The sequence below is a fragment of the Methylobacterium sp. Ger2507 genome (assembly GCF_055231875.1).
In genome coordinates this window covers 57,192-82,238 of sequence record NZ_JBUYVC010000002.1, presented here as the reverse complement: position 1 = coordinate 82,238, position 25,047 = coordinate 57,192, and the positions used below count along the sequence as shown (strand labels likewise).

At 63.5% G+C, this 25,047-nt stretch carries 29 protein-coding genes and 1 pseudogene; 19 read left to right on the top strand and 11 right to left on the bottom strand.

From position 1 onward, the window contains the following. Nucleotides 1-72: 72 nt before the first annotated feature. Nucleotides 73-1,019, top strand: a protein-coding gene (locus tag ACV7NL_RS23995; protein WP_156633997.1) for an IS630 family transposase whose coding sequence is annotated in 2 segments (ribosomal slippage) — nucleotides 73-412 and nucleotides 412-1,019 — 948 coding nt in all. Because the reading frame shifts where the segments join, the coding sequence is not laid out codon by codon here. Between the two features lie 12 nt (nucleotides 1,020-1,031). Here ACV7NL_RS23995 and ACV7NL_RS23990 read toward each other — a convergent pair. Both ACV7NL_RS23990 and ACV7NL_RS23985 read right to left on the bottom strand, forming a co-directional pair. Further along, complete coding sequence (locus ACV7NL_RS23990) at nucleotides 1,032-1,424, bottom strand: EAL domain-containing protein (RefSeq protein ID WP_463357279.1); 393 nt, start codon at nucleotides 1,422-1,424, stop codon at nucleotides 1,032-1,034. Between the two features lie 43 nt (nucleotides 1,425-1,467). Further along, a pseudogene (locus ACV7NL_RS23985) lies at nucleotides 1,468-2,790 on the bottom strand (ISL3 family transposase); the annotation flags it as partial. Between the two features lie 383 nt (nucleotides 2,791-3,173). Between ACV7NL_RS23985 and paoA the strand changes: the two are divergent. The 3 genes from paoA to paoC are packed head-to-tail and all read left to right on the top strand — an operon-like array spanning nucleotide 3,174 to nucleotide 6,922. Further along, a complete protein-coding gene (gene paoA, locus ACV7NL_RS23980; protein WP_056433003.1) occupies nucleotides 3,174-3,767 on the top strand; it encodes an aldehyde dehydrogenase iron-sulfur subunit PaoA in 594 nt (197 codons plus the stop codon). Next, nucleotides 3,764-4,714: an FAD binding domain-containing protein gene (locus ACV7NL_RS23975; RefSeq protein ID WP_056433001.1), complete on the top strand. Its 951-nt coding sequence runs from the start codon at nucleotides 3,764-3,766 to the stop codon at nucleotides 4,712-4,714. Before paoA ends, ACV7NL_RS23975 begins: the two co-directional genes overlap by 4 nt. A 3-nt stretch (nucleotides 4,715-4,717) precedes the next feature. After that, the gene (gene paoC / locus ACV7NL_RS23970) at nucleotides 4,718-6,922 is read left to right on the top strand and encodes an aldehyde oxidoreductase molybdenum-binding subunit PaoC (RefSeq protein WP_463357278.1); all 2,205 of its coding nucleotides are present in this window, start codon (nucleotides 4,718-4,720) and stop codon (nucleotides 6,920-6,922) included. A 116-nt stretch (nucleotides 6,923-7,038) separates the two neighbouring features. Here paoC and ACV7NL_RS23965 read toward each other — a convergent pair whose 3' ends face one another. Then, nucleotides 7,039-7,326, bottom strand: a complete 288-nt coding sequence (locus tag ACV7NL_RS23965) for a hypothetical protein (protein ID WP_463357277.1) — start codon at nucleotides 7,324-7,326, stop codon at nucleotides 7,039-7,041. A gap of 148 nt (nucleotides 7,327-7,474) precedes the next feature. Here ACV7NL_RS23965 and ACV7NL_RS23960 point away from each other — a divergent pair, with 148 nt between their 5' ends. From ACV7NL_RS23960 to ACV7NL_RS23935, 6 genes are all read left to right on the top strand, one after another. Continuing rightward, entirely contained in the window at nucleotides 7,475-8,227 is a 753-nt protein-coding gene (locus tag ACV7NL_RS23960) for an IS6 family transposase (RefSeq protein ID WP_463357276.1), read from the top strand. A gap of 606 nt (nucleotides 8,228-8,833) precedes the next feature. Then, nucleotides 8,834-9,271, top strand: a complete 438-nt coding sequence (locus ACV7NL_RS23955) for a hypothetical protein (protein WP_463357275.1) — start codon at nucleotides 8,834-8,836, stop codon at nucleotides 9,269-9,271. A 67-nt stretch (nucleotides 9,272-9,338) separates the two neighbouring features. Continuing rightward, nucleotides 9,339-9,584, top strand: a complete 246-nt coding sequence (locus tag ACV7NL_RS23950; protein ID WP_463357274.1) for a hypothetical protein — start codon at nucleotides 9,339-9,341, stop codon at nucleotides 9,582-9,584. 9 nt (nucleotides 9,585-9,593) lie between these two features. Beyond that, complete coding sequence (locus ACV7NL_RS23945) at nucleotides 9,594-10,016, top strand: DUF5681 domain-containing protein (RefSeq protein ID WP_463357273.1); 423 nt, start codon at nucleotides 9,594-9,596, stop codon at nucleotides 10,014-10,016. Further along, complete coding sequence (locus tag ACV7NL_RS23940) at nucleotides 10,013-10,231, top strand: hypothetical protein (RefSeq protein ID WP_463357272.1); 219 nt, start codon at nucleotides 10,013-10,015, stop codon at nucleotides 10,229-10,231. Before ACV7NL_RS23945 ends, ACV7NL_RS23940 begins: the two co-directional genes overlap by 4 nt. Further along, nucleotides 10,228-10,491 (top strand): hypothetical protein, encoded by a 264-nt coding sequence (locus ACV7NL_RS23935; RefSeq protein WP_463357271.1) that lies wholly within the window; start codon nucleotides 10,228-10,230, stop codon nucleotides 10,489-10,491. Before ACV7NL_RS23940 ends, ACV7NL_RS23935 begins: the two co-directional genes overlap by 4 nt. Nucleotides 10,492-10,655: 164 nt before the next feature. On the opposite strand, the gene ACV7NL_RS23930 is transcribed toward ACV7NL_RS23935, so the two are convergent. Beyond that, nucleotides 10,656-10,910 carry a hypothetical protein gene (locus tag ACV7NL_RS23930; protein ID WP_463357270.1) on the bottom strand — a complete coding sequence of 85 codons (255 nt, stop codon included), beginning with the start codon at nucleotides 10,908-10,910 and terminating at the stop codon, nucleotides 10,656-10,658. Nucleotides 10,911-12,233: 1,323 nt separating this feature from the next. Between ACV7NL_RS23930 and ACV7NL_RS23925 the strand changes: the two genes are divergently transcribed. Then, nucleotides 12,234-12,491: a DUF6894 family protein gene (locus ACV7NL_RS23925; RefSeq protein WP_463357269.1), complete on the top strand. Its 258-nt coding sequence runs from the start codon at nucleotides 12,234-12,236 to the stop codon at nucleotides 12,489-12,491. A gap of 70 nt (nucleotides 12,492-12,561) precedes the next feature. On the opposite strand, the gene ACV7NL_RS23920 is transcribed toward ACV7NL_RS23925, so the two are convergent. Beyond that, nucleotides 12,562-13,104, bottom strand: coding sequence for a hypothetical protein (locus ACV7NL_RS23920; protein WP_463357268.1), 543 nt, complete (start codon nucleotides 13,102-13,104; stop codon nucleotides 12,562-12,564). Nucleotides 13,105-13,437: 333 nt separating this feature from the next. Here ACV7NL_RS23920 and ACV7NL_RS23915 point away from each other — a divergent pair, with 333 nt between their 5' ends. Next, on the top strand, nucleotides 13,438-15,129 hold the full coding sequence (locus ACV7NL_RS23915) for a methyl-accepting chemotaxis protein (RefSeq protein ID WP_463357267.1): 1,692 nt from the start codon (nucleotides 13,438-13,440) through the stop codon (nucleotides 15,127-15,129). Between the two features lie 70 nt (nucleotides 15,130-15,199). On the opposite strand, the gene ACV7NL_RS23910 is transcribed toward ACV7NL_RS23915, so the two are convergent. From ACV7NL_RS23910 to ACV7NL_RS23900, 3 genes are all read right to left on the bottom strand, one after another. After that, nucleotides 15,200-16,168 carry a site-specific integrase gene (locus tag ACV7NL_RS23910; protein ID WP_463357266.1) on the bottom strand — a complete coding sequence of 323 codons (969 nt, stop codon included), beginning with the start codon at nucleotides 16,166-16,168 and terminating at the stop codon, nucleotides 15,200-15,202. Between the two features lie 5 nt (nucleotides 16,169-16,173). Further along, on the bottom strand, nucleotides 16,174-16,392 hold the full coding sequence (locus tag ACV7NL_RS23905) for a hypothetical protein (protein WP_463357265.1): 219 nt from the start codon (nucleotides 16,390-16,392) through the stop codon (nucleotides 16,174-16,176). A gap of 363 nt (nucleotides 16,393-16,755) precedes the next feature. Continuing rightward, a complete protein-coding gene (locus ACV7NL_RS23900; RefSeq protein WP_463357264.1) occupies nucleotides 16,756-16,998 on the bottom strand; it encodes a hypothetical protein in 243 nt (80 codons plus the stop codon). 448 nt (nucleotides 16,999-17,446) lie between these two features. Here ACV7NL_RS23900 and ACV7NL_RS23895 point away from each other — a divergent pair, with 448 nt between their 5' ends. Together ACV7NL_RS23895 and ACV7NL_RS23890 are read left to right on the top strand one after the other, a co-directional pair. After that, nucleotides 17,447-18,094, top strand: a complete 648-nt coding sequence (locus ACV7NL_RS23895; protein ID WP_463357263.1) for an AAA family ATPase — start codon at nucleotides 17,447-17,449, stop codon at nucleotides 18,092-18,094. Beyond that, nucleotides 18,091-18,393, top strand: a complete 303-nt coding sequence (locus ACV7NL_RS23890; protein WP_463357262.1) for a ribbon-helix-helix domain-containing protein — start codon at nucleotides 18,091-18,093, stop codon at nucleotides 18,391-18,393. Before ACV7NL_RS23895 ends, ACV7NL_RS23890 begins: the two co-directional genes overlap by 4 nt. 355 nt (nucleotides 18,394-18,748) lie before the next feature. On the opposite strand, the gene ACV7NL_RS23885 is transcribed toward ACV7NL_RS23890, so the two are convergent. The 3 genes from ACV7NL_RS23885 to ACV7NL_RS23875 all read right to left on the bottom strand — a co-directional run bounded on the left by ACV7NL_RS23885 (nucleotide 18,749) and on the right by ACV7NL_RS23875 (nucleotide 20,259). Then, nucleotides 18,749-18,988: a DUF6894 family protein gene (locus ACV7NL_RS23885; RefSeq protein WP_463357261.1), complete on the bottom strand. Its 240-nt coding sequence runs from the start codon at nucleotides 18,986-18,988 to the stop codon at nucleotides 18,749-18,751. A gap of 156 nt (nucleotides 18,989-19,144) precedes the next feature. Then, nucleotides 19,145-19,879 carry a Crp/Fnr family transcriptional regulator gene (locus ACV7NL_RS23880; protein ID WP_463357260.1) on the bottom strand — a complete coding sequence of 245 codons (735 nt, stop codon included), beginning with the start codon at nucleotides 19,877-19,879 and terminating at the stop codon, nucleotides 19,145-19,147. A 134-nt stretch (nucleotides 19,880-20,013) separates the two neighbouring features. Beyond that, nucleotides 20,014-20,259: a DUF6894 family protein gene (locus ACV7NL_RS23875; RefSeq protein ID WP_463357259.1), complete on the bottom strand. Its 246-nt coding sequence runs from the start codon at nucleotides 20,257-20,259 to the stop codon at nucleotides 20,014-20,016. Between the two features lie 514 nt (nucleotides 20,260-20,773). Here ACV7NL_RS23875 and ACV7NL_RS23870 point away from each other — a divergent pair. From ACV7NL_RS23870 to ACV7NL_RS23850, 5 genes are read left to right on the top strand one after another with little or no spacing between them, the layout of a single operon-like run. Then, nucleotides 20,774-20,962: a YlcI/YnfO family protein gene (locus ACV7NL_RS23870; RefSeq protein ID WP_463357258.1), complete on the top strand. Its 189-nt coding sequence runs from the start codon at nucleotides 20,774-20,776 to the stop codon at nucleotides 20,960-20,962. Further along, nucleotides 20,952-22,643, top strand: coding sequence for a circadian clock protein KaiC (gene kaiC, locus ACV7NL_RS23865; protein WP_463357257.1), 1,692 nt, complete (start codon nucleotides 20,952-20,954; stop codon nucleotides 22,641-22,643). Before ACV7NL_RS23870 ends, kaiC begins: the two co-directional genes overlap by 11 nt. Next, on the top strand, nucleotides 22,640-22,963 hold the full coding sequence (locus ACV7NL_RS23860; RefSeq protein WP_463357256.1) for a circadian clock KaiB family protein: 324 nt from the start codon (nucleotides 22,640-22,642) through the stop codon (nucleotides 22,961-22,963). The genes kaiC and ACV7NL_RS23860 overlap by 4 nt, the downstream gene beginning before the upstream one ends. After that, nucleotides 22,960-23,289: a circadian clock KaiB family protein gene (locus ACV7NL_RS23855; RefSeq protein ID WP_463357255.1), complete on the top strand. Its 330-nt coding sequence runs from the start codon at nucleotides 22,960-22,962 to the stop codon at nucleotides 23,287-23,289. Before ACV7NL_RS23860 ends, ACV7NL_RS23855 begins: the two co-directional genes overlap by 4 nt. Beyond that, nucleotides 23,279-25,045, top strand: a complete 1,767-nt coding sequence (locus tag ACV7NL_RS23850; RefSeq protein ID WP_463357254.1) for an ATP-binding protein — start codon at nucleotides 23,279-23,281, stop codon at nucleotides 25,043-25,045. Before ACV7NL_RS23855 ends, ACV7NL_RS23850 begins: the two co-directional genes overlap by 11 nt. Nucleotides 25,046-25,047: the final 2 nt, after the last annotated feature.

The window sequence follows — 25,047 nt, the reverse complement described above, 5'->3', positions numbered from 1 at the left end:
CGTTTTCCACGATCCCTGAGTCGTTGCGGCGAGGTGAGCGTTGATCCCTGAAGGTTCGTCAGGGAGATCGCCATGGCCCGTGCCTACAGTCACGATCTGCGCATTCGCGTCCTGGACGCAGTGGGCGCAGGTCTGTCCCGCCGGGCCGCGGCCCTGCGCTATCGGGTCGGTATCGCCACGGTGATCCGCTGGGCTGCGCACGCCACGAGGACAGGGGAGACGCGGGCTCAGCGTCAGGGCCGTCCACCTGGCTCCAAGCTCGACGAGCACGAAGCCTTCCTCTTCGCCCTCATCGATGAGAAAGACGACATCACGCTTGCCGAGATGCAGGAGCGCCTGCGTACCGAGCGCAGCGTCTCGGTCGGATTGGGTACGCTGTGGCGTTTCTTCGCCCGCCGGGCGGTGACATGGAAAAAAAGTCGGCGCATGCGACCGAACAGGATCGCCCCGACGTGGCCGCATCCCGTGAGGCGTGGTTTGCCGCGCAGCCTGACCTCGATCCCGAGCGCCTGATCTTCATCGATGAGACCGGCCTTTCCACCCGTATGGCGCGCCTGCGCGGTCGCTGTGCTCGCGGTCAGCGCCTACGCTCGGGCATCCCGCATGGCCACTGGCTGACGACGACGTTCGTTGCGGGCTTGCGCATGTCGGGGATGAGCGCGCCCATGGTGCTCGACGGGCCGATGACGCGAGACTGGTTCCTGGCCTATGTCGAGCAGGTGCTCGCCCCAACCCTCAGGCCCGGCGACACCGTCATCCTCGACAACCTCCCCGCCCACAAGGGCGCAGCAATCCAGGCCGCCGTCGAGGCCAGCGGCGCACGGCTTCGCTTCCTGCCGCCGTACTCGCCCGACTTCAATCCGATCGAGATGGCCTTCGCCAAGCTCAAGGCGCTGCTGCGCAAAGCGGCCGAGCGCACGGTCGATCGGCTCTGGACTGTCGTCGGCAATCTGCTCGACGCCTTCACCCCAACCGAGTGCGCAAACTACTTCGCTGCCGCCGGTTACGATCCGGAATAGGTGGAAACCGCTCTAGGCTGCAATATTCTCTGACCAACCGCGATTCGACTGATACCAAGATTTGAACGCCTCGGCCGTCATGGGACGTCCGAAGAGGTAGCCCTGGCTCTCGTCACAGCCCATGCCGAGGATCAAGTCGGCTGTTTCCCGCGTCTCGATGCCTTCGGCTACAACGCGGTAACCGAGATCATGAGACAGCGTGATCATCGTCGCCACAAGGCTACGTTGCCGGGTATCCTCCACGCAGCGCGCGATAAAGGATCGGTCGATCTTGACCACATCGAACGGAAGCGCTTGGAGATACGAGAGCGAGCTGTAGCCCGTCCCAAAATCGTCGATGGCAAGACGAATGCCGGCGGCTGAGAGCCGTTGAAGTTGCTCCAGAGCATGGCCGGCATCTTCCATGACAGCGCTTTCCGTCACCTCAAGCTCAAGATGATGGGGTGGGATCCTGCAGGACGCGCGAGACGACCGCGGCCGCCTCAGGGCCGAGGTCTTCGGGCTCCCGCAGGAGATACCAGGACAGCTGCTTGGATGAGGCCAGGGGTGATGCGGTGGAGGTCACAACACGGGTGTCGGTCGGTGCTGGCGACAACCGGATAGTCGTTCCAGCCGGGCCTGCGCGCCGCTCGGACAACCAGCGATGCACCTGCTTCGAGGTGCCGGCAAAGCCGATACCCTGAAGTTCGCGCCAAAGCTGCGCAGCGTTCTCGCAGCCCTCATCGAGGCGGCCATGCAGATGCCCGAGATAAGGATCGAGCATGCTCGGCTTCGGCTCGCGCATGCCGTTCCGGGGAAAGCTCGCGGCGAAGGCGTACTTGCGCACCGTGGCGCGGGCCAAGCCCGTCTCGCGATTGATGCGCCGAAGCGAGTGTCCTTCCGCATGGCGGCGACGCACGTCGTCATAGGCCGCTTCCCATCGACCGCGGGCCGCGGCCCGCGCGAGCATCTCGGACGGTGCGCGCGGGTAGGGCGTGACGCGCCGAATCGATGGCGATGCCGGGGGCACGGCCGGCAACAGCTTCAGACGCGGATGGACGCGGGCGAGCCAGCGCTCGACCATCTGTCGGGTATTGAGCAGGAGATGCCACCGATCCGCGACCTGAACGGCACCGGGCGCACCCATGGCGGTCCCACGCGCATATTCGGTCGAGCGGTCCCGTGCCACGACCTGGATCTGTGGGTCGCGCCGGAGCCGGGCCGCCAGCGTCGAGGCCGAACGATCCGGCAGCAGATCGATGGGACGGCGGCGTTCGAGGTCGACGAGGATGGTGCCATAGGTTCGGCCCTTGCGCAGAGCCCAGTCGTCGACACCGACGATGATCGGTTTGGATCCGGTCGGCAGCGGACATTTGCGGATACCCCGCAGCAGCGTCGTGGCACTGGTGGGCATCGCCAGGTGCGGCAGCAGCCGGGCAGCGGGTGTGGCACCGAGCGCCAGCGCGGTCCGAACCTGGGCATCGGCCAGCCGGCAGGTTCTCTGAGCGTAGCGGTCGAGGAGGCCCGGCAGACGCTCGGCAAAGGTTCGGCGTGCGCAAGCAGGGTCGTGGCAGTAAAAACGTCGGATCGTCAGGGTCAGACGCACCTCCTGACCGCTCGTCGGCAGGTCGGCGGGACGCCGGTGATAGCGACTATGCACCGACCGGCTGACCGTACGACAGCGTGGGCAACGGGCATGATCGCACTTCGCTTGAGCGGAAATGCGAAGGGCAGTGCTCTCCTCACGCGTGACGTGGAGAAGACGACCGGGGATGTGACACAGAAGGGTCATACCCTGATCTGAGAATCCCCGCCCGGTTCAGCCAGCAGCTACCTTCCGGCATCCCCCCCCCCACCAACCCAATCCACCAAACTTGGCGAAGAGCCAGTTTGCTGGGTCAGGGTCACGCCACCGATAGGCTCTTCGCTGCCTCGAGAAGGATTGGATGGAGTCGCCAAGTAGCAAATCGTAAGCCTCGCGCATGACCCTATGCCACCGGGGGTCCACCAATCAACAAGACGTGACGTAGTACCTTGGACCTTATCCAAGGTGTCCGAGTTCCCTCGTGCGCTCCGCGTTCGATGTACGGCCGTCGCGCCATCGCCACCCATTCAGCAGGCTCGGAGACCACGATGGGACGACCTGGAGACTACGACCTGAACCGGAGAGATTTGATGGTGGCTGCATCAGCCACGGCGGCCCTGGCCGCCGTCCCCTCGGCGGCGGGCGCCGCGCCCGCGGGAACCGAAAAGCCGGTCCTGGCCAAGGTCGGTTTCACCGTGAACGGCGAGCGCCGCGAGCTCGAACTGGACACCCGGACCAGCCTGCTCGACGCGGTGCGAGAACACCTGCACCTAACAGGCGCCAAGAAGGGCTGCGACCACGGTCAGTGCGGCGCCTGCACCATGATCGTCGACGGTCGACGCATCAATTCCTGCCTGACCCTCGCGGTCATGCACCAGGACGCCAGCGTCATGACCATCGAGGGGCTCGGCAAGCCGGGCGACCTCCATCCGATGCAGGCCGCCTTCGTGAAGCACGACGGCTACCAGTGCGGCTTCTGCACCCCGGGCCAGATCTGCTCCAGCGTCGCGGTCATCGCCGAGATCAAGTCCGGCATCCCGAGCCACGTCAGCGCCGACCTCAACGGGACCTACGAGGTCACCGACGCCGAGATCCGCGAGCGCATGAGCGGCAACATCTGCCGCTGCGGTGCCTACTCCAACATCGTCGAGGCGATCACCGAGGTCGCGGGGAAGCAGGCATGAAATCCTTCACCTACGAGCGCCCGGGCACGCCCGCCGAGGCCGCCGCCGCCGTCGCCCGCACCCCGAACGCCAAGTTCATCGCCGGCGGCACCAACCTGCTCGACCTGATGAAGCTGCAGATCGAGACCCCGACCCACCTCGTCGACGTCAATGGCCTCGGCCTGGACAAGGTTGAGCCGACGCCGGAGGGCGGCCTTCGGATCGGGGCCCTGGTGCGGAACACGGATCTGGCCGCTGATGCCAGGGTCCGGAAGGATTACGGCGTTCTCTCGCGGGCGCTGCTCGCAGGCGCTTCGGGACAGCTCCGCAACAAGGCGACCACCGCCGGCAACCTGCTGCAGCGGACCCGGTGCCCGTACTTCTACGACACCGCCCAGGCCTGCAACAAACGCCAGCCGGGGTCCGGTTGCTCGGCCATCGACGGGGTCAGCCGGCAGCTCGCCGTCATCGGTGCGAGCGAAGCCTGCATCGCGACCTATCCGGGCGACATGGCGGTGGCCATGCGCGTGCTCGACGCCAGCGTTGAGACCGTCGACGCCAAGGGCGCAACGCGCAAGATCCCCGTGGCAGACTTCCATCGCCTGCCCGCCGACAAGCCGGAACTCGACACCATCCTGAGGGCCGGCGAGCTCATCACCGCGGTGACGCTGCCGAAGCCCATCGCCGGGACGCACATCTACCGCAAGGTCCGCGACCGTGCCTCGTACGCCTATGCCCTGGTCTCGGTCGCTGCCGTGATCGGCAAGGACGGGACCGGCCATGTCGCGTTCGGCGGTGTGGCGCCCCGTCCCTGGCGCGTCGAAGCCGCCGAGGCCGACCTGCCGCGGGGCGCCAAGGCGGTGACCGACAAGGTCTTCGCGGGGGCCAAGCCCACCGAGGACAACGCCTACAAGCTGAAGCTCGCCGAGCGCACGCTCGGTGCCGTCCTGACCGAGGCGAGGGCCTGATCCATGAAGTTCGACACCCCCGCAGGCACCAACCCCATCGACCAGCTCAAGATCGTGGGGAAGGCCACCGACCGGATCGACGGCCCGTTCAAGACCACCGGCACCGCCCCCTATGCCAACGACTGGCACGACCCGCAGGCCAAGCTCGCCTACGGCGTCGTCGTTGGCGCGACCATCGCCAAGGGCCGGATCGCCTTGATGGACCTGGGCACCGCCAAGGCGGCGCCGGGCGTCGTCGCCATCGTGACCGCCGAGAACGCGGGCAAGCTCGGCAAGGGCAAGCTCAACACCGCAAAACTCCTCGGCGGCCCCGAGATCGAGCACTACCACCAGGCGGTCGCCGTGGTGGTCGCCGAGACCTTCGAGCAGGCACGCGCCGCCGCGGCGCTGGTCAAGGTCAAGTACACCACCACGAAGGGTGTCTTCGACCTCGCCTTGGTGAAGGACGGAGCGAAGGACCCGGGCGACGTCCAGGGTAGTCCATCCTCCTCCTCCGTCGGCGACTTCGCCGGCGCGTTTGCCTCGGCGCCGGTCAAGCTCGACGAGAGCTACGAGACGCCGGACCACGCCCACGCGATGATGGAGCCCCATGCCTCCGTCGCGTCCTGGGACGGGGACAAGGTCACCGTCTGGACCTCGAACCAGATGATCGCCTGGGGCACGCGTGACCTCGCGCTGACCCTGGACGTCCCGCAGGAGAAGGTCCGGCTGGTCTCGCCGTTCATCGGCGGCGGCTTCGGCGGCAAGCTCTTCCTGCGGTCCGAGGCGCTCCTCGCGGCGCTGGGCGCCCGTGCGGCCGGTCGGGCGGTGAAGGTCGCGCTGACCCGTCCGCAGATGTTCAACAACACCACGCACCGGCCCGCCACGCTCCAGCGCATCCGCATCGGCGCGACCCCGGACGGTAAGATCACCGCCATCGGCCACGAGAGCTGGTCGGGCGACCTGCCCGAGGGCGGTCCCGAGGCGGCGGTCTTGCAGACCCGTCTGCTCTATGCCGCCCCGAACCGGATGACTGCCCTGCGCCTCGCCGTGCTCGACCTGCCCGAAGGCAACGCCATGCGGGCCCCGGGCGAGGCCCCTGGGCTGATGGCGCTTGAGGTCGCCATGGACGAGATGGCGGAGAAGCTCGGTATAGACCCTGTGCGGTTCCGCGAGATCAACGACACACAGGTCGATCCGGAGAAGCCGGAGCGTGCCTTCTCCCAGCGCAGCCTCGTCGCATGCCTGCGCCAGGGCGCCGAGCGCTTCGGCTGGGACAAACGGGGCAAGCCCGGCCAGGTCCGCGACGGCCGCTGGCTCGTCGGGATGGGGATGGCCTCGGCCTTCCGCAACAACATGGTCCTGAAGTCGGCCGCCCGCGTCCGCCTCGACGGCAAGGGCATGGTGATCGTCGAGACTGACATGACCGACATCGGCAACGGCAGCTACACCATCATCGGCCAGACGGCGGCCGAGATGATGGGGGTCACCCTCGACAAGGTCATCGTGCGCCTCGGGGACTCCGATTTCCCGGTCTCCTCGGGCTCGGGCGGACAGTTCGGCGCCAACTCGTCGACGTCGGGTGTCTACGCCGCCTGTATGAAGTTACGTGAGGCCGTGGCCGGCAAGCTCGGCTTCAACTCGGCCGATGCCATGTTCGAGGACGGGCAGGTCCGCTCGGGCAATCGCACCGTTCCGCTCGCCCAGGCAGCTACCGGCGGAGACATCGTGGCTGAGGACGCCATCGAGTTCGGCGACCTCGACAAGACCCATCAGCAATCGACCTTCGGCGGCCACTTCGTCGAGGTCGGCGTCGACGTGGCCACGGCCGAAATCCGGGTCCGCCGCATGCTCGCGGTGTGCGCCAGCGGACGCATCCTCAACCCGAAGTCCGCCCGCAGCCAGGTCATCGGCGGCATGACCATGGGCGTCGGCGCGGCCCTGATGGAGGAGCTCGCGGTCGATACCAAGCGCGGCTACTTCGTCAACCACGATCTCGCGGGATACGAGGTGCCGGTCCACGCCGACATCCCGCACCAGGAGGTGTTCTTCCTCGACGAGGTTGATCCGATGTCCTCGCCGATGAAGGCGAAGGGAGTGGGCGAGCTCGGAATCTGCGGGGTCGGCGCCGCGGTGGCGAACGCCGTCTACAACGCCACCGGCGTGCGAGTGCGCGACTACCCGGTCACCCTCGACAAGCTCCTGAACCGGATGCCGGACGCCGCCTAAGTAAAACGCAAGAAAATCTAAATGCTCATTCCCTCTGAGCCGCCTCTCTCGCTCTCGGCGCCACCTTTGCAAGTAGCGTAGGCTGGCCGTGCACAGCCATTCCTACACAGGAAACGCTAACCACCCAGCGTAGCGGTGCCGAAGCTTACACAAAAGGAGCGGCCGAGAACTTTGTTAGGGTCATCCGAATCGATTCGCTCGTCAAAGAAAGGCCGCCCTTGCGGTTGTCGGGCGGTCTCGTCACCTTCGAGTTCGAGGCTCGAGTGGTTTAGCATACCTACCCGCTTGGCCAGAACCTGATCATTACGGCTGAGGCGGGCTTCGTCCGGCAAGCGGATGGTCTGGTGACGGAGATCCATCTGGGCGATGTGGTTCACATACCGTTTGGAGTTCGGCACCGGCACGGGGCTTCGCCCACCGCGGACATGAGCCACATCGCACTGTCGGAATCGCGCGACGGTAAAGGGGCCTGTCGCAAACGCGATAGCGCCGGCGTTTACCCCGCGTTGACCATACGGCCTGCATGGCGCCTTCCGTTCTGGAGGCCGCCCCATGATCCTGTCCGCCATCGCCGCCAAGCTCAAGCAGCGCTCGAAGACCGACTTCAAGGGTCGGCACTACGAGGCTGCGCTCATCGTACAGGCGGTCTCTTGGTACCTGCGCTATCCGCTGAGCTATCGTGATATCGAGGAGCTGTTCCTGGAGCGCGGCTTGGAGGTGGATCACAGCACCCTGAACCGCTGGGTGCTCGCCTACGCGCCGCTGATCGAGAAGCGGCTACGCCAGTTCCGCAAGCCGCATTGCGGATCGGTCCGGATCGATGAGACCTACATCAAGGTCCGCGGTGAGTGGCGCTACCTGTACCGAGCCATCGACAAGCACGGCAATCCTGTCGACTTCCTGCTGACCGCCAACCGCGACCTCGACGCCGCGAAGCGCTTCTTCCGCAAAATGCTGGCGGATCAGCCGCTACTCGCGCCTGACCGGATCGGCACGGACGGCGCCAGCACCTATCCGCCTGCCATCGTGGCCGTGAGGACCGACGGCCTCCTGGCCTCTACCCCAACCCACTACGTCACGAAGCACCTGCAGCAGGGCATCGAGAGCGACCACTTCCGGGTGAAACAACCTATGCCGCGCGTAGGCGGCTTCCGCTCGTTCAATACGGCGCGACGCACGATCCAGGGCTTCGAGGCCATGCTGTGGCTGCGCAAGGGCTTCGGCTTTACCGGCGCGTGGACCGTGCGCGAGCAGAACTGGATGCTTGCCGTCTGCTTCGGACTTCCACAGGCGAACAAAGCATGAAAATGGGGAGGTAGAGGCCTTTCTGCGCCCTATACCCAAGCTTGCGACAGGCCCGCCCCGACTACCGCGGAGACGAATGGCCCCGCGTCCTAGCCAACGCTTCAAGGTTCCTCGAGGCCTTCGGCGCGCAGGCGGAAGGCCTCGGCTGGCAGACGCACGAGCTTTTCGGCGTTCACCCGGAGATCGGGACAACGCGCCCCGACTACTGCGGCGCCCTTGTTCTAGGGCTTGGCGGGGCCGTCCGCTTGGTCACGGCCAGCGAGATCCAGTTCGGCCACCTGACGCACCGCAAGGCCCCGCATCAGCCGCAAGGCGTGCCTATCTGGGATTTTGGCCGATGATCGCGGCGGCAGACCGTTGGGGGCCATTTGCCCCCAACATCGAGCCTGCTGAGCAGCGCGCCCGGCTCCGCAGTCTACGAGCTTTGGCGAAAGTCTACGCTGGCCCGCGCGCTGCGGATGCCTGCCGGCTCTTGGCCCAAGCCGAGACCGATCCGGCAGCCTTGGAACCGGCCAGTGTCGCCTTGAACCGCCTCGCGCCCATGGATCGACGCCAGATCTTCGCTAGCTTCGCCCGTCTGTCTGTCTCCGCCTGAAAGGCTGCCCCATGCTCCTCACCACGATCGCCGGCATCCTCAACACGGACCACATCATCAGAGTGCAGCCGCACGATGCTCCAGCCGGCCGGCCAAGCACATCAACCGTGACGTTCTCAGACGGCAAAGAACAAACCCTGCGGGTCGACCCCGGGACCTTCGAGAGCGTGTGCGGCGTCATCATTCCCGCTCAGCCCGGGTTTACGCTGGTGCGGTGCTATTTCCCATCGAGCGATGACGAAGAGGCTTTCTACGACGAGGACCCAGTTATCGCCTTTCGCATCTGTGGCGACGACGAGGATCCGCGCCCCATCACTCTACAGGGCGAGCCCTCAGCCCGCGCACATGGCAGCGTCTTCACCGTGCTGCAGCCGCGAACGGCAGATGTCACGGCCCCGAGGGCGGCAACGACACACTGGACGGCTTCAAGGCCTTGTGCGCCGAAATGATTGAGAAGCGCTTCGCCAAACGTAGGGACACCGGGGCAAAGACGGAGAAGCCCCGATGATCCGAGACATGAACCTGGCTGAGCGCCGCGCCTACAACGCTGGCATCAAGGCAGCCATTAACGCGGCCCAGATCACCGCCCTGACCATCGAGACCGGGAAGGATGCTGGCACCTTCCGCAAGAAGGTCGCGGCCGAAGCTCTGTCTGCCTTCGCGGAGAGTGCCAGAGGGCTGATGCTTACAACACCTTCATCGGAAAGCCATTGTTTTCACACTGTTCAAAACAACGCGCCGCTCGATGCGGGCGAGGTATAGGGCCGGACGATGACGGACACGAAACCCGGCTTTCAGCCCGGCCAGAGCGGCAATCCTGCAGGACGGCCGAAGGGCGCCCGCAGCAAGGCGATGCAAGCTCTCGACGCCATTCTCGACGGCGAGGCCGAAGCGATCACACGCAAGGTCATCGAGCTTGCCCTAGACGGCGACACGCAAGCCATCCGCATGTGCATGGACCGGCTGGCCCCTCCCCGGAAGGATCGCCCCATCACCTTCGCCTTGCCGCCCATCAAGACCGCGGCCGACCTCTCGCTCGCGACCGACGCCGTTCTGCAGGCCGTCGCGGATGGCGAGATCACCCCGGGCGAGGCCGCCGACCTGTCCAAGCTGGTCGCGACCCACATTCAAGCCATCCAGGCGACCGACCTCAACGAGCGCCTATTGCGGATCGAACAGCAGGCTAGCCGATGACGACCTTTGCATCCCTCGATGCCCGACTGCGAAAGGTGGAGCGCACAACGAGCCACCAGGCGCCCACCCCTCACGCGACGGTCATCATCACCGAGAACGACGAGGACGAAGCCCAGCAGCTTACCGCCCTTGAGGCCGAGGGCACCTACAAGCCCGGCTGGCCTCTGATCTCCTGGCGCATTGTCGATCCTGAACCGAGGAACCGCCGCCCATGACAACAACGACCATGGCCGCCCTTCTGAAGCGCATTGAGCGCATTGAGGCGAAGCGGCATGTTGGAGCACCGAAGGGCCTGGTCGCCTTTCGCAGCCTTACGGACGAGGAAGCCGTCGATGCCAAGCTCAATTGGCGCCAGTGGGTCGCTGACGGCCGAGCCAAGCTGCAGTGGGGCTGTGTCGTCATCCGATCTCCACCGTTGACCATCGAGGAGTGGGAAGCAGAGACGGCCCGCCTACGCGGCGAGCCTATCCACTGAACTGTGCCGAACCGCACATCCACATCGCGTATCTGCACGCATCGTAGCGACGGTCGTTGTTTTGCCCCCCGCTTCGCGACCACAACTGGCGGCGCGGTGGCTCTCAGCCCTGCGCCGCTGTCATATTCGGCCACTGAGATCTTTTGAGTGCTTCGGCGATCAATCTAAGCTGCAACCTTGAGGCAGCCAGCATCTTGCAGGGCCTCATCGCGATGAACGCTTGCAGCTAGAAGGCGGCGCTGCTTGCGCATCGATTTCAGCAGCTTCTCAATGGCAACCAAATCGGCGTGCGCTTCTGTCGAATTTAGATCGTCAGCTTCGAGGAAGGCGATCTGGATCATCGTATCGACCCTGCGCGCCTCCGCCTTCGCGATGATCCTCTCCAGAGCGCCAAGACCATCTTCTGCTAATTCGATCATTGCGCTCCTCACACCAGAGAGCCCGCGTGAGGCCCTATGGTTAACAAGGTGTTAACGCGCTGCTCGTGAGGCTCGTCCAACGGCAGAATACGCTTGTCGACCGACAGATTGGGAGGTCCCTCGCGTACCTTGGTCTGCAGTCCGTTGAGGGGCGAGAGAGAGGGGGCGGTGTAAGGGGACCAACGCATCGGCGCCGCTACTACGATCACTATCACGAGATCAGCGCGACGAAGCCGGAGGCGAGTAGCATCCTACTCATCTGAAAAAGCGATTACACCATTTATACTTACGGGTTGCCACGCTTCCAGAAGATAGAATGTAAGTTACCGTACAATTTGTAGATAGACTGAAACCGTAGCGACTGCCCTGCCGTAGCCCCCCGACATGGCGCATGGCGAAGGCAGGATATGGAAAACCCGCATTACATCGTTCAGCGCAGCCGCTCAGGCAGGTTCAACTTCACGTTCTTGACGAGCGCTGGGCGGCTTACAGGGTCCGTAGTGGTCCCCATCGATGGTCGCTCAAGTGATGAGATCAAACGACTGGCCCTTGAACAAATCCGAGTGCTTGCCGAGGACTTTGCCCGCGTCCAAGTTGCAAAAGACTTACCTCCTGACAGCAGCCCGGCCGAGCCTGTCGAGGGCCTAGCTTGAGGTCCCACGTCGGCATTTTTGAACGATCTAATCGCAAAGTTTTGGCCGGCCCCGTATTCGCCCCGTAGATACGGGGAGCCGCAGGGTCGCTCGCCACACGTTTTCTACTCGTTAGAAAACGTGAGCCAAACCCCTGCCTGGCCTACCGGATCGCGGGCTAACTCCCCGGCCGGGTTGGCTCCCAACTATAACAATCCACAACAGGCCCAGCCTCGCGCGCTCGCGCGTACTGCTCGCGAAATGGCCCCCGACCTGAACAAATCTGAACAAGGCGCCTCGCGTGCGCCCGCGCGCATTGCTCCCGAAACTCAGCCCGAGGAGCGCATAGACCGCCGCGGTTCTTGCCTGGTTGAACGCGCAAGAGAGACCCACGCCGAGCCCGCCGTCAGCGCCCATTATCCGCCATTTGAAATAGGCCCCGGCTAACTGTTTCCGCTCTGTATTATCAGAAGGCCGCCTGCTGTTTCTGCGCTGTTCTATCAGCGAGCGCGGCCTCTTTTACGGCCTCCGAAAACTCCACCCATTGCCCCGCTTGAGGGAGAAAATGCCACGTGAATATCCGAGACCGGATGTCCCGAGCCTCGCTGCTCTGTCGGGTGCCCTACAGAACTCACAGCTCAGCGGTGACATTTCCGGGATGGGGGTTGGTTGCAAGCAGCGGGACGGCGTAATGGCGCGCTACTTCTTCGACATCCACAACGGCGACGAGTTCTTTCGAGACCCTGAGGGGTGCGAGTGCGCGGACGCTAATGGCATCCGGCAGGAGGCGATGCGGACATTGCCGGAGATCGCCCGGCATACCATCCCGACCCGGAAGGCCGACACTCAAGCCCTTGCGATATTCGTGCGCGACGAGACCGGCGCGACCGTCTACTCGGCCACTCTGTCGTTCGCAGGCCTCTGGCTGAACGAGCCAGCTGGCGCCTAGATGTTAGCATTCGTTAGCAGGCTCCCCGGCTCCTGATACCAACATTTACCAACAGGCGCGGCCCGAGACCCTACAGTCCGAAGACCGCTACAGCCTCGCGATCGGCCGCCTGCCTCACCGCAGCCCGAACGCTCCCCATCGCGGCCAACTTCCGGTCATAGGTCCGCCAGCGCATCCACTTCGGCTTGTCCGGCATGGGCGCTAGGACGTTGACCGAGCCCCCGAGGCGCACCCGCTGTCGACGCAGCCGGGTAATCTGCCGATCGCGTGGCGTCATCCTCTGGACGGCATAGGCGAGGCGATGCGCCTTCCGTGAGGCGAACCGGGCGCCACCCTGCGGCAGGAATAGGTCAGCGCACAGCGCCCCCGACCACGGGCAGGACCACCACCACCGGACGCCGCCTAGCGGCATCGCCACGGCCTCGATACCGACGCGGTAGGAGTGTTCTGCAACTCCCTCAGGTACGGGGGCGTCATGGGTCAGCACCACGTCACCCGATAGCCCGTCCTCGCGCAGGTCGATGTCGAACCGGACCCGCTTTGCGACGTGCGGGAAGGCGCCCCCATGCACCAGGTCACCGGACCAACCAAACGCTCCTTGCCTGACGCTCATCAGCTTCGACAGGGGCAAGCGCAGGCAGCTTTCGACCGTTGGTCGCCCACCCGTCAGACCGCTACCCATCCCGCCCATGTGCTTCGCTCCGGTTCTACGAAATCAACTGCCGAACCCTTCAATTTCAACGCACGGCCCGTCCGATATCCGTGTGCCGCGATACCTGAAGGACATCAAAGGTTAAGTTTCAATCGTATTCGCGAAAAATATGCTGCTGATTATTTCGCTGCGTAACCGGATAAAAACAAATTCGCCCTCAAATCTCGTTCAAGCTCCTGATCTAATTATTGTCTCAGGCATGAGGCGACGTCAGGGCGTTTCGTCGAGGCCCCCATGCACACTAACCTCTCGATCAAGACCGCACTTGCCAGTGCTTTCGGTGCCCTCGCGCTGATCAGCGCCGCACAGGGTGGTCTGTCCATCATCAAGCTTTCATCCGTCCGCCATGGCATCACGGAAGTGACTACCAACTGGCTGCCGTCAGTCGTCGCGATCAATGACATCAAGGCAGCCGCCTCAGAGGTGCGGATCAAACAACTACGGCTTTTGGCTTTGTCGACAACCCCAGCTCAGCTGGCCGAGAACGAGGCGCAGCTACGAGCGGCGCAAGAGCAGGTGGCTGTGGCTCGTAAGGCCTATGAGCCCAAGATCGCGACGGTGGAAGAGCGCAAACTCTATGAGGGCTTTAGCGCCGAGTGGAGCCGCTTTGAGATGGTTTCAGGCGAAGCTGCACGCCTGGCCGCTGCCGACAAGCGGGCCGATGCCCTCAGCCTCATCAGTCGACCAGAAAACGTCAATCTTTACAACGATATCCGAAGCTTACTTGCGCAGGATGTGGCATTGAATGAACGCGCTGCGCATCAAGAAGCCGAAGCCGTTGGCGCCAATGCTGATAGTGCAACATTTGCTGCCTATATTGCCGTTGTTCTTGCTGTAGTGGCTGCTCTTGGTGCCATGGCATTCAGCTGGCTGCGTGTGTCCCGTCCCATTCAGACGATGACGGATGCCATGGCGCGGCTCGCCGAGGGCGATGCGACGATCATCGTGCCTGGGGTGGATCGCAACGACGAAATCGGCTCCATGGCCGGTACCGTCCAGGTCTTCAAAGACAATCTCATCCGCACGCGTCAGCTCGAGGCGGAAACGGCGCAGGCGCGGCTTGCTGTTGAGGAACAGCGCAAGACCGGCATGCGCCAGATGGCTGACAGCTTCGAGGCGGCGGTTGGCGGCATTATCGGGATGGTGTCGTCGTCCGCCACCGAGTTGCAGGCCACCGCCCAGACCATGACCGCAACAGCGACGGAGACCGCCTCGCAGTCTACGACCGTCGCTGCTGCAGCCGAGGAGGCTTCCTTGAACGTCAACACCGTTGCCGCCGCTGCCGAAGAGCTCGGTTCGTCCGTTCAAGAGATCGGTCGTCAGGTCAACGGCTCCGCCACTCTGGCGCAGAGTGCCGTGGCTGAGGCCGATCATACCGCCTCCCTGGTGCAGGAGCTGAGCGGTGCTGTCGCGAAGATCGGGGACGTGGTGACGATGATCTCGACGATCGCCGGCCAGACTAATCTGCTGGCGCTGAACGCTACCATTGAGGCGGCGCGTGCCGGCGAGGCCGGCAGAGGCTTCGCCGTGGTAGCCGCTGAGGTGAAGGAGTTGGCCAATCAGACGGCTAGAGCAACCGCTGAGATCGGACAGCAGATCACCCAGATCCAGGGGGCGACGGGGCAGGCGGTCCAGGCCATCGGTGGCATCACGATGCGCATCCAGCAGATTAGCGGCGTGGCAACGTCGATCGCTGCGGCGGTCGAGGAACAGGGGGCGGCAACGCAAGAGATCGTGCGCAACGTCGCGCAGGCCGCAACTGGTACAGGCGAGGTCACCAGCAACATCACGGGGGTCGCCCGGGCCGCTGAGGACACAGGCGCTGCGGCCAGCCAAGTGCTTGGCGCCGCCGGTGAGCTGTCCCGACAGTCTGAACATCTGAGCACCGAGGTCTCACGCTTCCTCGACACTGTGCGCGCAGCCTAGAGTAACCGTAGATTGGATTTTGAAGGAAGCGGCCGGATGAAATCCCGGCCGTTTTCGTTTGGACTGCCGCTTATAGAAAGCCGCTCCCCGAGTGATCCTTGAAAGCGTTCGCCCGGCGGATGTACCCGACCACCGTCTTCGGGTCCCGATGCCCACTTTGGTCCATGATGCGCGCGAGATCCGCGCCCCGCTCGGCGGCCGTCGTGATGTACCCGGCTCGGAGGGAGTGAGCGCCGAAGGTTGAGGCATCGAGGCCGGCGGCCTTCGCATAGCCCTTGATGATGTCCGCAACGGCCTGGGTCGTGAGGCGAGGTGGAAGGGCGGACTTCGCCGCTTCGCGAACTCGCCCCGAGCGCGACACCGGCCGGAACACCGGGCCTTCCGTGATCCCGGCGGCATCGAGCCATTCACGGACCAGGGCCACCGGCCGGATGAAGCGGCCATGCGGTATCGCCTTCTCGAAGCCCCTCCCCTCCTGATCGGTCTTTGAGCGTCGGACCATGATGCGCAGCCCGTCGCGATCCTCGCGCAGATCCGCCACGTCGAGGGCGACAAGCTCGGAGCGCCGGAAGGCCCCCGCAAAGCCCAGCGCCAGCAAGGCTCGGTCGCGCTTGCCCGTCAGGGTGTCAGGGGTCCGCATCAGCATCGCGGCCAGCACCTCGGCGGTTGCGGCCGCTTTCTGGTTCGGGGCCGTGCCGATGGTGCGTCGGATGCCTTTGATGGTCGCGTGCACACCCTCGTTGTTGGTCGGGTCCGGCTCGCCTGCGAGCTTGTGTGCGTACCGGATCGCGGCGCAGCGCCGGCCGATGGTCGAGGCGGCCCGACCCGCGTCCGCTTCTGAGACCAGGAACGCCGCGACGGCTTCGGGTGTGGCGGGCTGAGGTCGGAACCCGTGCCGCTGGCACCAGGCACCGAACAGCGCCCAGTCCTTCCGGTAGGCCTTCACGGTCGAGGCGGCCTTGCTCGCCCGCTGGTAGGCTTGGACGATCGGGGCAAACTCGGAGGGTAGGACCTCCGGCCGGGAGATGATGTCGGCCACAGGGATCAATCCAGATGCGGGAGGCGTACGGCCCCCCATTTGTCCGCCTCGGCGTCCATGACTGTGTTGATGGCCGAGGCGGGGACGCCCGCTCCTAGCATCGCCAGCATTTCCATGCGGACCTTGAGCAGGCGCGCGCGGGCCTGGTCGGGGTTATCGCGGACCCACTGTTCGATGCCGGTCCGCATGAACGGGGGCATCGCATCCTTGATGTCCTTGGGCATGGTCGGCTTCACGCGTCGGTCTGGAGGGATGGGCAGGGCCCGGGATCGCCAGCGTCACAGCCGCGGCCTGCCCCGAGGGCTTGCGCGAACAGGCCGCCCAGATGTCCGTCCGCCCAGTCGTTCGGGAGCCGCATGTAATGACCGGGCCGCCGGATCATGCCGCAGACGAACCGGCCCCCTTCGTGTTCGAGGGCAAGGCAGGGCCCCTCCTCCGGGTGGTCAGGGATGTGCTCCCGAGCGATGGCGCAGGGCTCCTCGGCGCAGCAATAGCCGCAGCCGTTGCAGGGCGAGCCGAATGCCGGCTTGACCGGAAGCCGCTGACCTCCGGTCCCGTCCGTCAAGCGGATAGCCGGCGGCGGCAACTCAGGCATTGCCCTGGTCCCAGCCGCACTGCTGAGCGAGGGCGGCCTGCCAGTTCTCAGGAGGAACGACGTTCTGCCCTTCCATGATTTCGCGGACACGCTCTAGGAGCAAGCCACGACGCTCGGGCGGGACGTCCGCTACGGATGCCAGGCTGTACGACTGGCGGGCGATCGCATCTGCATGGCGCAGCCATTCACGCGGGAGGAAGGGAAGGCCGTCGCTATCGTCAACACCGTTCGCCATAGCTCTCTCTTACTGCTGAAACTTTCGAGAAGGATATTTATCGAAAGTTAAGCGCACTGGCTTGGCAAAGCAATAGCGCGGTACGGTGATAGGCTGCTAGCAACGTAGTGCGAAAGGCCGAAAGGGACATGCACCACTATGTCGGCAGCGTACTAGGATCACAGCGCGCAAGCGGGTAATGCCGCTTTCACCGTTAGGCGCTAGGAGTGCAGCGGACTAGAGGAGCACGGACGTTGCGTGAGATTGCGCTATCAATCGTTGGCGCTGGCGCCGTGATCGCTTTGGCCATCGCCTTCGTAGGAAGGCAAAGCGTCACCACTCTCCCGTCATCCAGTGGGTGGGTCGTCATAGCGGTGAACGGTTGGACCGGAACAATGCAACATTGTTACATTTACTCTGTCGAATTCACCAAAAAATCTAACTGCTCGGAAGTGGCGCCCAAGTGAGAGTGATCGCCTTCACCAGCCGGAAGGGCGGCAGCGGTAAGAGCACGCTCGCGGCTCACCTGTCTGTCTACGCGGATGCGCCCAATGCGCCCGCCGTCCTGATCGACTGCGATCCGCAAGGAAGCCTCGCCCTCTGGCACGAGCTGCGCCAGGCCGAAACGCCCGTTCTCGTGAAGTGCGAAGCCCGCGAACTGGCCGATACAGTCGAGGCCGCCCGCCGCGATGGCGTCGGCTGGGTCCTGATCGACACGCCGCCGCACAACACCGCCGACATCGCTGCAGCCATGCGGGTTGCCGACCTGGTCGTGATCCCGTTCCGTCCCGCCGTATTCGATATCGCGGCCGTGGCCGCCACCCTGGAAATGGCCCGGGCGATCAACAAGCCGGTTCTCCCCGTCATCAACTCGGCCCCTCCCCGACGTGGTACCGCCTCGGCGCATGTCGTGAACGAGGCCCGCGAGGCCCTGTTCGGAATGAAGGCGACGCCGTGGGCTGGGCAGATCACCACCCGTGCCGCGTTCGCCCATGCCTTGGCCAGCGGTCAGGCGGTCGGAGAGTTCGAGCCCGGTAGCGCGGCGGCCACGGAGGTTGGCGAGTTATGGCAGGAAACCCGCCGAGCCCTCGGCATCAAGGAAGGGAAGAAGCGGTGACCAAGAAGCCGAGTTTCGCGAACCTGGGATCCCGCCTCTCCCAGAAGGCCCAGGATCCGGCCGCAGCCGCACCGTTAGAGAAGATGGAAGACGCATCCGCCGCCGAGGCCGTGACGACCGACGCCATCAAGCGCAACCGGCAGCCGGACGGCCGACGCGGCATCCTCGTACGGGCCCGTCCGGAAGCATGGAAGGCGCTCAAGCACATCGCCCTGGATGGCGAGCGAACCCTTCAGGACGTGATGACAGAAGCCATCAACGACGTGCTCACGAAGAACGGCAAGCCGCCGGTCGCCTGACGCAAGTGGTCCAAATGTGACGTTTGGTACCGTCTGCTCCCGACCCTACTCGGACCTTCGGGCCGGCAAGCTGGAATGGCCGGAGTTGACGCAAAGCGGACTTTAAATCGTGATCCTGCCGCGTCCTCGGTTGCCTTAGGTTACGAAAGGGGATGAAGCGGTTCGAACCGCTCGATGAACCGCATGCCATCCCAGAGGTCGACGGCATGCCGATCAACAAGGGCTCGTGCCTTGTCCGTAGCTTCGCTGTCGTCCGAGGCTGAAATCGGCGTGTTCAGAACCCCGCCTCCGCCAGCGTTGAGCATCACGGCTCGGTAGCACGGTGCCCCATCCGGCTCAGCAGATGGAGGCCCAATCACCGGATCAGCCACGTGCCCGTATAGGTCACAGCGGCCGAGTAGATGGGATGGCCATCCTCGTCCGTCACCAGAACCGAGAAGGCTTGGTGTTCGCCGTCCTTGGGCACCTCGTGCGCTGCGATCTGAGGCAGGACCGACTTTGCTTGACGAGCAGCCTCTTCAGGACCGGCGAGGTCCATGCCCTCGTCGTCGCGAAGCATTTGGCCGTCATGGATGTCGAAGAAGTAGCGAGGCACAGGGCTCTCCACGCATCGAAGGCGGGAGCACAATCTGTCTCCCAAGCGCGGAAGGCCGAGGGTATGGCCGCGATGCGCTCTATCGTAGGCGCTGTTCTCAACTATAAACTTAACAAATGGGAGTAGCACCACCTCGCTGAGGGAACGTCTGATACCTTACATAGCGGGATACGGCGGAGCCTTGGGATGAAGGTGAAGGTAGTTCGGATTGAAACCCGCATAGGCTTTGATCGCGGCAACGTCAGGTAGGGTGACATGCCGCTCCTTGAACACCACCAGCTTCAAACGTCGCAACTCCTGGAGGACGCGGTTGACGTGTACGTTCGAGATACCTGTTGCATCCCCGAGATCAGCTTGAGTGAGGGGGAAGGGGTAGCTGTCCTCCGTCGCAAGCCCGACCACCTGGAGGCGGATCAGGAACTCGCAGAACAGGTGTGCGACCTGCTCGTCGGCCGAACGACGGCCCATGCACACCAGCCATTCCCGCAAGATTGCTTCATCGACGAGGCCAGCCCACTGCAAGGCACGGTTCAGGCCCGGATGTTTCCCGCTGAGGTCATTCATCACTGAACGCGGGATACGCACCACGTCGCAGGAGCTGATCGTTCCGATGCTGTGATCCATCTCGCCGAGGATCGACACGTTCAGGTCGCAGAAGTCTCCCGGGATGAGGAAGGCGACAATCGACCGTCCACCGCCTGGAAGAACCTTGTAGCGGCAGGCGAAGCCCTTTTGGATAAGGTGGACGTGATCGGGCACGTCTCCTTCCGAGATGAGTTCGGTACGGGATGAGATACCGCGAAGGCGCGCACTTGCATCTGTGAGAGCCTTCTCTTCGGACCCAGAGAGGACGAAACGGCGTCCAAGCTTCTGGATGAACGGATTGAGCATGTGCCCTCCTGGGCCAGGCCCTCCTAGCAATATGTCGACCTAAGCAGTGATAATCTAGTAGGTTGTACCGAATATCAAAGCGTGATTTTTCACGAGATAACAAATTGGAAATCACGACAGCATGCCCTACCGCATCACGGAAGACTGGCTTCATGCCATTCGCCTGAAACCTTGACTTTCGCGCTGTAGACGATGTCCCCGGAGGCATTGCGGACTGAAGCAGTAATCGCTTGTTGATCACTTTTCGGCAGAGCGTCTTTGGCGATCTCTGCAAGCGTCTTAAGAACCTCTGTCCGTGCAGCCTGTACGTTGGGAAGGTCGATGCCTTCCTCATCCCTGAATTGGGTACGACCATCGTCGAAGTCGAAGTAAAGCTTCATCAGCCCCGCTTTCGATAAAATACTGTCATTTATTCAGAATGACAGATTATTGTATCATCAAGCGCTAGTCGTTACCTCATGTTAAACACTGTCTGACGGTCGGGTATCTTACATTCATTCGGACGCTGCGTCGCGTCACGTCCGCTTCAGTCGTAATGCGGACGTTCGGTGGGCCATCGACGAACGTCCGCATTCCACCCCAAGCTGAAGTTGCCGGACGGCCGACGAACGTCCGCTTCGGAGAAGCGATGACGGAGGTCCAGCGTCTGGGTTGGGTCGAAAGCGGAAGGCATTAAATGTCGGGAATACGAGCGGTTGTCCGACAGCTGTATGGTTAGGACGAATGTCCCGTATGGGTAGCTTCCAGTCGGTCTATTGATAAGCAGCTTGATGAACGTAGTGGACATCAAACGGTCGGTGATCCCCCCACCGGAAATTACCTTCGCCCGCTGCTATCTTCGTATTGTTGCTTGCGATACCACGGCCGGATGAGTGTCGCTCCGAAGGATCGATTTTGAAAAAACCGCTCGCCCTTCGGATCGAACCCGAACTGCTAGATGCAGCTCGCGAGTGCGCACGTCGCGACAACCGCTCCCTGACAAACTTTATCGAAACGGCGCTGCGTGACCGCATCGCGCTGATGATCCCCAGCAGGCCCCTGCAATCTCGACAGAGCGCCAAGGATACCATGCGTGACGCCTGACCTCCCCACCGGCCATAGCTTACCGAAGGCGCGAACCGGAATTTCCGGCTTCGATGACGTCACTTTTGGCGGTCTGCCTGTTGGTCGTCCGTCGCTTGTGTGTGGAGCGGCAGGCTGCGGCAAGACCTTGTTCGCCGTTACCTTCCTGGTGAACGGCGCAACCCAGTTCGATGAGCCCGGCGTGTTCATGAGCTTTGAAGAGCGCGCAGAGGATCTCGCCGCCAACGTCGCCTCCCTCGGCTACGATCTCGATGCGCTGGTGGCGGACGGCAAGATCGCTATCGACCATGTTCGGGTCGAGCGTAGCGAGATCGAGGAGACCGGCGAGTACGACCTCGAAGGCCTGTTCATCCGCCTCGGCTATGCCGTCGACACCATTGGCGCCAAGCGCGTCGTGCTCGACACTATCGAGACGTTGTTTGCTGGCCTCTCCGACGCGAGCATCCTGCGCGCCGAACTGCGCCGACTATTCGGTTGGCTGCGCGACCGTGGTCTGACTGCCGTCATCACGGGCGAGCGCGGCGACGGCCCTCTCACCCGCCAGGGCCTGGAAGAGTACGTCTCCGACTGCGTCATCCTGCTCGACAACCGGGTAGAAGATCAGGTCACGACGCGCCGATTGCGGGTGGTGAAGTACCGGGGCTCGGCACATGGAACCAACGAGTACCCTTTCCTGATCGACCAGGATGGCATCAGCGTCCTGCCCGTCACTTCAGCCGAACTCGACTATGGCGTCTCTGATGATATCGTTTCGAGCGGCATCGACGGGCTCGACGCGATGCTCGGGTCGGGCGGTTTCTTCAGCGGCTCCAGCATCCTCATCTCAGGGGTAGCCGGAACGGGAAAGACCACGATCAGCGCGCATTTCGTCGATGCGGCCTGTACGCGCGGCGAACGCTGCATGTCCTTCGTTTTCGAGGAAAGCGGCGCGCAGATTTGCCGGAACGCTCTCTCCGTTGGTGTTGACCTAAACCGACATGTCGAGAGCGGCCTGCTGCGGTTCGAGGCTGCGAGACCAACGCTGTTCGGGTTAGAAACGCATTTGGCGCGCATGCACCGCGACATCGAGCGGTTCAGGCCAAGCATCGTCGTCATCGATCCAATCTCGGCCTTGCGTGGACCCGCCGTCGAGCTCCAGGCGACGCTCCTGCGTATGGTCGACATGCTAAAGAGCCGCGGCATCACGGCGGTGTTCACCAGCCTGCGCACGGATGGTGCCTTCGACCAAGTCGGAGATCTCGGTCTCTCCTCGTTGATGGACGCGTGGATCAAGCTCGTCGATGTCGAAGCCAATGGCGAGCGAACGCGCACCCTCTACGTCATTAAGGCGCGCGGGATGAGCCACTCCAACCAAGTCCGCGAGTTCCAGATGTCGGCCGCCGGGGTCAAGCTCGTGGATGCCTACGTGGGATCTGCGGGTGTGCTGACGGGGACCGCGCGCGTCGTTCAGGAGGCAGAAGAGCAGGCGGCCATGCTTCGGCGGCAACAGGAGGCGGAGCGGCGAAAGCGTGAAGTTGTTCGGCAGCGGCAGACAATCGAGCGCCAAATCGCGGAACTACGCGCCAGCTTGGAGGTGGCCGAGGAGGAAGAGGGTGTTCTCCGCGACGAAGATACTACCCGCGAAACGCTGCTGGGTGTGGGACGCCGTACCATCGCGGCACGACGGAGTGCCGCCGAATGACCGAGGATCCGACCACCGGCGAGGAGATCGATCCCGGCCCCTATCACATGCGCCTCTACGTGGCAGGGCAGACCCCGAAATCGATGGCGGCCCTGGCCAACCTAAAACGCATTTGCGAGGAGCACCTGCCGGGCCGCTACGACATCGAGGTCATCGACCTGATGAAAAACCCCCAGCTTGCCGCAGGCGACCAGATCCTCGCCATTCCCACCCTGGTGCGCCGCCTGCCCGAGCCCCTGAAGCGGATCATCGGCGATTTATCGAACACGGAGAAGGTCCTGGTCGGGCTTGATCTCCGTCCGAAAGCCAGGACCGCTTGAGCGAGGAGGGCACGGCTCACCCTTCTCTTCCACGCTACGTGCTGCGCCTGTTCGTGGCAGGCATGACCCCACGGTCGCAGCGGGCGATCGCGAACTTGCGTCGCATCTGCGACGAGCGGCTTGCCGGGCAGGTCGACCTTGAGACCATCGACATCTTCCAGCAGCCGCACCTTGCCGAGGCGTATCAGGTAGTGGCAGCACCGACGTTGCTGAAGCTGGAGCCATTGCCGGTCAAGCGGCTGATCGGGGACCTTTCCAACGAAGCCAAGGTAGTCTCAGGCCTCGACCTTTCGTCGGCAGCCCGTGAAAGCGCCGATGAACGCTGAACAACCGGAGATGACGGCCGCCGAGATGCGCGACCGCCTCAAGGTCGTGGAAGCGCGTTTGGAGGAGGCCGAGGAAACTGTCGCAGCCATCCGCCGCGGGGACTTTGACGCTGTGGTTGTCGAGGACGAGGCCGGCGAGCGGCTCATCTACACCCTGGAGAACGCCGACCGTCCCTATCGTGTCCTGATCGAGCAGATCCAGGAGGGAGCCTTCACGCTTAGCACGGACGGCACGATCCTCTATTGCAACCTGCGTTTGGCCGAGATGCTCGGCATCTCGCAGGAACGGGTCATTGGGCAACCACTCCAAGGCTTCCTACTAGGCGCAGATATCCCTGCGTTTCGGCTCCTCCTTGAAGGGGCCGCTGAAGGCGTCGTCCGCGGTGAACTGGTCCTGTTGATCGCGAGTTCCGGCAGCCTTCCGGTCAACCTCTCTCTCAGCCGCCTGCACCGCGATGACGTCACGCCCTTGCTCTGCGGTATCTTAACCGATCTGAGCGAACAGCGCGCACATCTGCGCGATCTTGCCGACGCGAACGATCAGCTGCGATCAGAAAGCGCCGAAAGGGAGCGCGTCGAGGAGGCCCTGCGCCAATCACAGAAGATGGAGGCGGTAGGCCAACTCACCGGCGGCCTGGCCCACGACTTCAACAACCTGCTCGCTGGAATCTCCGGCTCGCTGGAACTCATGCAATCCCGGATGCAGCAGGGTCGGTTCGCCGATGTCGAGCGCTACATGGCGGCAGCCCAGGGCGCCTCGAAGCGCGCTGCCGCGCTGACGCACCGCCTGCTCGCTTTCTCCCGTCGTCAGACCCTCGACCCGAAGCCAACCAACGTGAATCGGCTCGCCAGCGGCATGCAGGAGCTGATCCAGCGCGCTGTTGGCCCGAACATCGCGATCGAGGTCGTTGGCGCATCCGGCCTCTGGCCCGCTCTCGTCGATCCTTCGCAGCTTGAGAACGCGCTTCTCAACCTCTGCATCAACGCTCGCGATGCCATGCCGAACGGCGGACGTATTACCATCGAGACGGCCAATAAGTGGCTCGATGACCGAGCGGCCATTAAGCAGGCCATTCCCGAGGGACAGTACCTCTCGCTGTGTGTGACCGATACGGGTGTCGGTATGACGCCGGAGGTGATCGCGCGAGCCTTTGAGCCGTTCTTCACCACTAAGCCGCTCGGCGAAGGCACAGGCCTCGGCCTGTCGATGATCTACGGCTTTGCACATCAATCAGGTGGGCAGGTCCGCATCTACTCCGAAGTCGGCAAGGGTACGACCGTTTGCATCTATCTACCGCGCCACTATGGCGAAGCGACCGACGAGCATTCTACCACCACGAAACCTGTGCTCCCCCGCTCGGAACAAGGCGAGACGGTGTTGGTCGTCGACGACGAACCGACTGTGCGCATGCTCGTGACCGACATCCTGGAGGATCTCGGCTACACCGCCATTGAGGCGGGGGATAGCGTAGCCGGACTCAAAGTGCTGCAGTCGGATGTGCGCATCGACCTGCTAGTGACAGATGTGGGTCTGCCCGGCGGCATGAACGGACGGCAAATGGCCGATGCGGCCCGCGTCTCCCGGCCAGACCTTAAGGTGCTGTTCATTACCGGCTACGCCGAAAACTCTATCCTGAATAACGGACGCCTCTCTCCTGGTATGGCGGTCCTAACGAAGCCATTCGCGATTGAGCACATGGCAGCCCGCATTCGCTCCATGATCGAGGGTAGCAAAGAGCAGTCGCGGCACCTGTAAGC

Bases quoted from the DNA above. Each gene is read 5' to 3' on its own strand.
- ACV7NL_RS23990 (WP_463357279.1), bottom strand. From the start codon at position 1,424: ATGGAAGATGCCGGCCATGCTCTGGAGCAACTTCAACGGCTCTCAGCC.
- paoA (WP_056433003.1), top strand. From the start codon at position 3,174: ATGGTGGCTGCATCAGCCACGGCGGCCCTGGCCGCCGTCCCCTCGGCG.
- ACV7NL_RS23975 (WP_056433001.1), top strand. From the start codon at position 3,764: ATGAAATCCTTCACCTACGAGCGCCCGGGCACGCCCGCCGAGGCCGCC.
- paoC (WP_463357278.1), top strand. From the start codon at position 4,718: ATGAAGTTCGACACCCCCGCAGGCACCAACCCCATCGACCAGCTCAAG.
- ACV7NL_RS23960 (WP_463357276.1), top strand. From the start codon at position 7,475: ATGATCCTGTCCGCCATCGCCGCCAAGCTCAAGCAGCGCTCGAAGACC.
- ACV7NL_RS23955 (WP_463357275.1), top strand. From the start codon at position 8,834: ATGCTCCTCACCACGATCGCCGGCATCCTCAACACGGACCACATCATC.
- ACV7NL_RS23950 (WP_463357274.1), top strand. From the start codon at position 9,339: ATGAACCTGGCTGAGCGCCGCGCCTACAACGCTGGCATCAAGGCAGCC.
- ACV7NL_RS23945 (WP_463357273.1), top strand. From the start codon at position 9,594: ATGACGGACACGAAACCCGGCTTTCAGCCCGGCCAGAGCGGCAATCCT.
- ACV7NL_RS23940 (WP_463357272.1), top strand. From the start codon at position 10,013: ATGACGACCTTTGCATCCCTCGATGCCCGACTGCGAAAGGTGGAGCGC.
- ACV7NL_RS23935 (WP_463357271.1), top strand. From the start codon at position 10,228: ATGACAACAACGACCATGGCCGCCCTTCTGAAGCGCATTGAGCGCATT.
- ACV7NL_RS23930 (WP_463357270.1), bottom strand. From the start codon at position 10,910: ATGATCGAATTAGCAGAAGATGGTCTTGGCGCTCTGGAGAGGATCATC.
- ACV7NL_RS23925 (WP_463357269.1), top strand. From the start codon at position 12,234: ATGGCGCGCTACTTCTTCGACATCCACAACGGCGACGAGTTCTTTCGA.
- ACV7NL_RS23920 (WP_463357268.1), bottom strand. From the start codon at position 13,104: ATGAGCGTCAGGCAAGGAGCGTTTGGTTGGTCCGGTGACCTGGTGCAT.
- ACV7NL_RS23915 (WP_463357267.1), top strand. From the start codon at position 13,438: ATGCACACTAACCTCTCGATCAAGACCGCACTTGCCAGTGCTTTCGGT.
- ACV7NL_RS23905 (WP_463357265.1), bottom strand. From the start codon at position 16,392: ATGCCCAAGGACATCAAGGATGCGATGCCCCCGTTCATGCGGACCGGC.
- ACV7NL_RS23900 (WP_463357264.1), bottom strand. From the start codon at position 16,998: ATGGCGAACGGTGTTGACGATAGCGACGGCCTTCCCTTCCTCCCGCGT.
- ACV7NL_RS23880 (WP_463357260.1), bottom strand. From the start codon at position 19,879: ATGCTCAATCCGTTCATCCAGAAGCTTGGACGCCGTTTCGTCCTCTCT.
- ACV7NL_RS23875 (WP_463357259.1), bottom strand. From the start codon at position 20,259: ATGAAGCTTTACTTCGACTTCGACGATGGTCGTACCCAATTCAGGGAT.
- ACV7NL_RS23860 (WP_463357256.1), top strand. From the start codon at position 22,640: ATGACCGAGGATCCGACCACCGGCGAGGAGATCGATCCCGGCCCCTAT.
- ACV7NL_RS23850 (WP_463357254.1), top strand. From the start codon at position 23,279: ATGAACGCTGAACAACCGGAGATGACGGCCGCCGAGATGCGCGACCGC.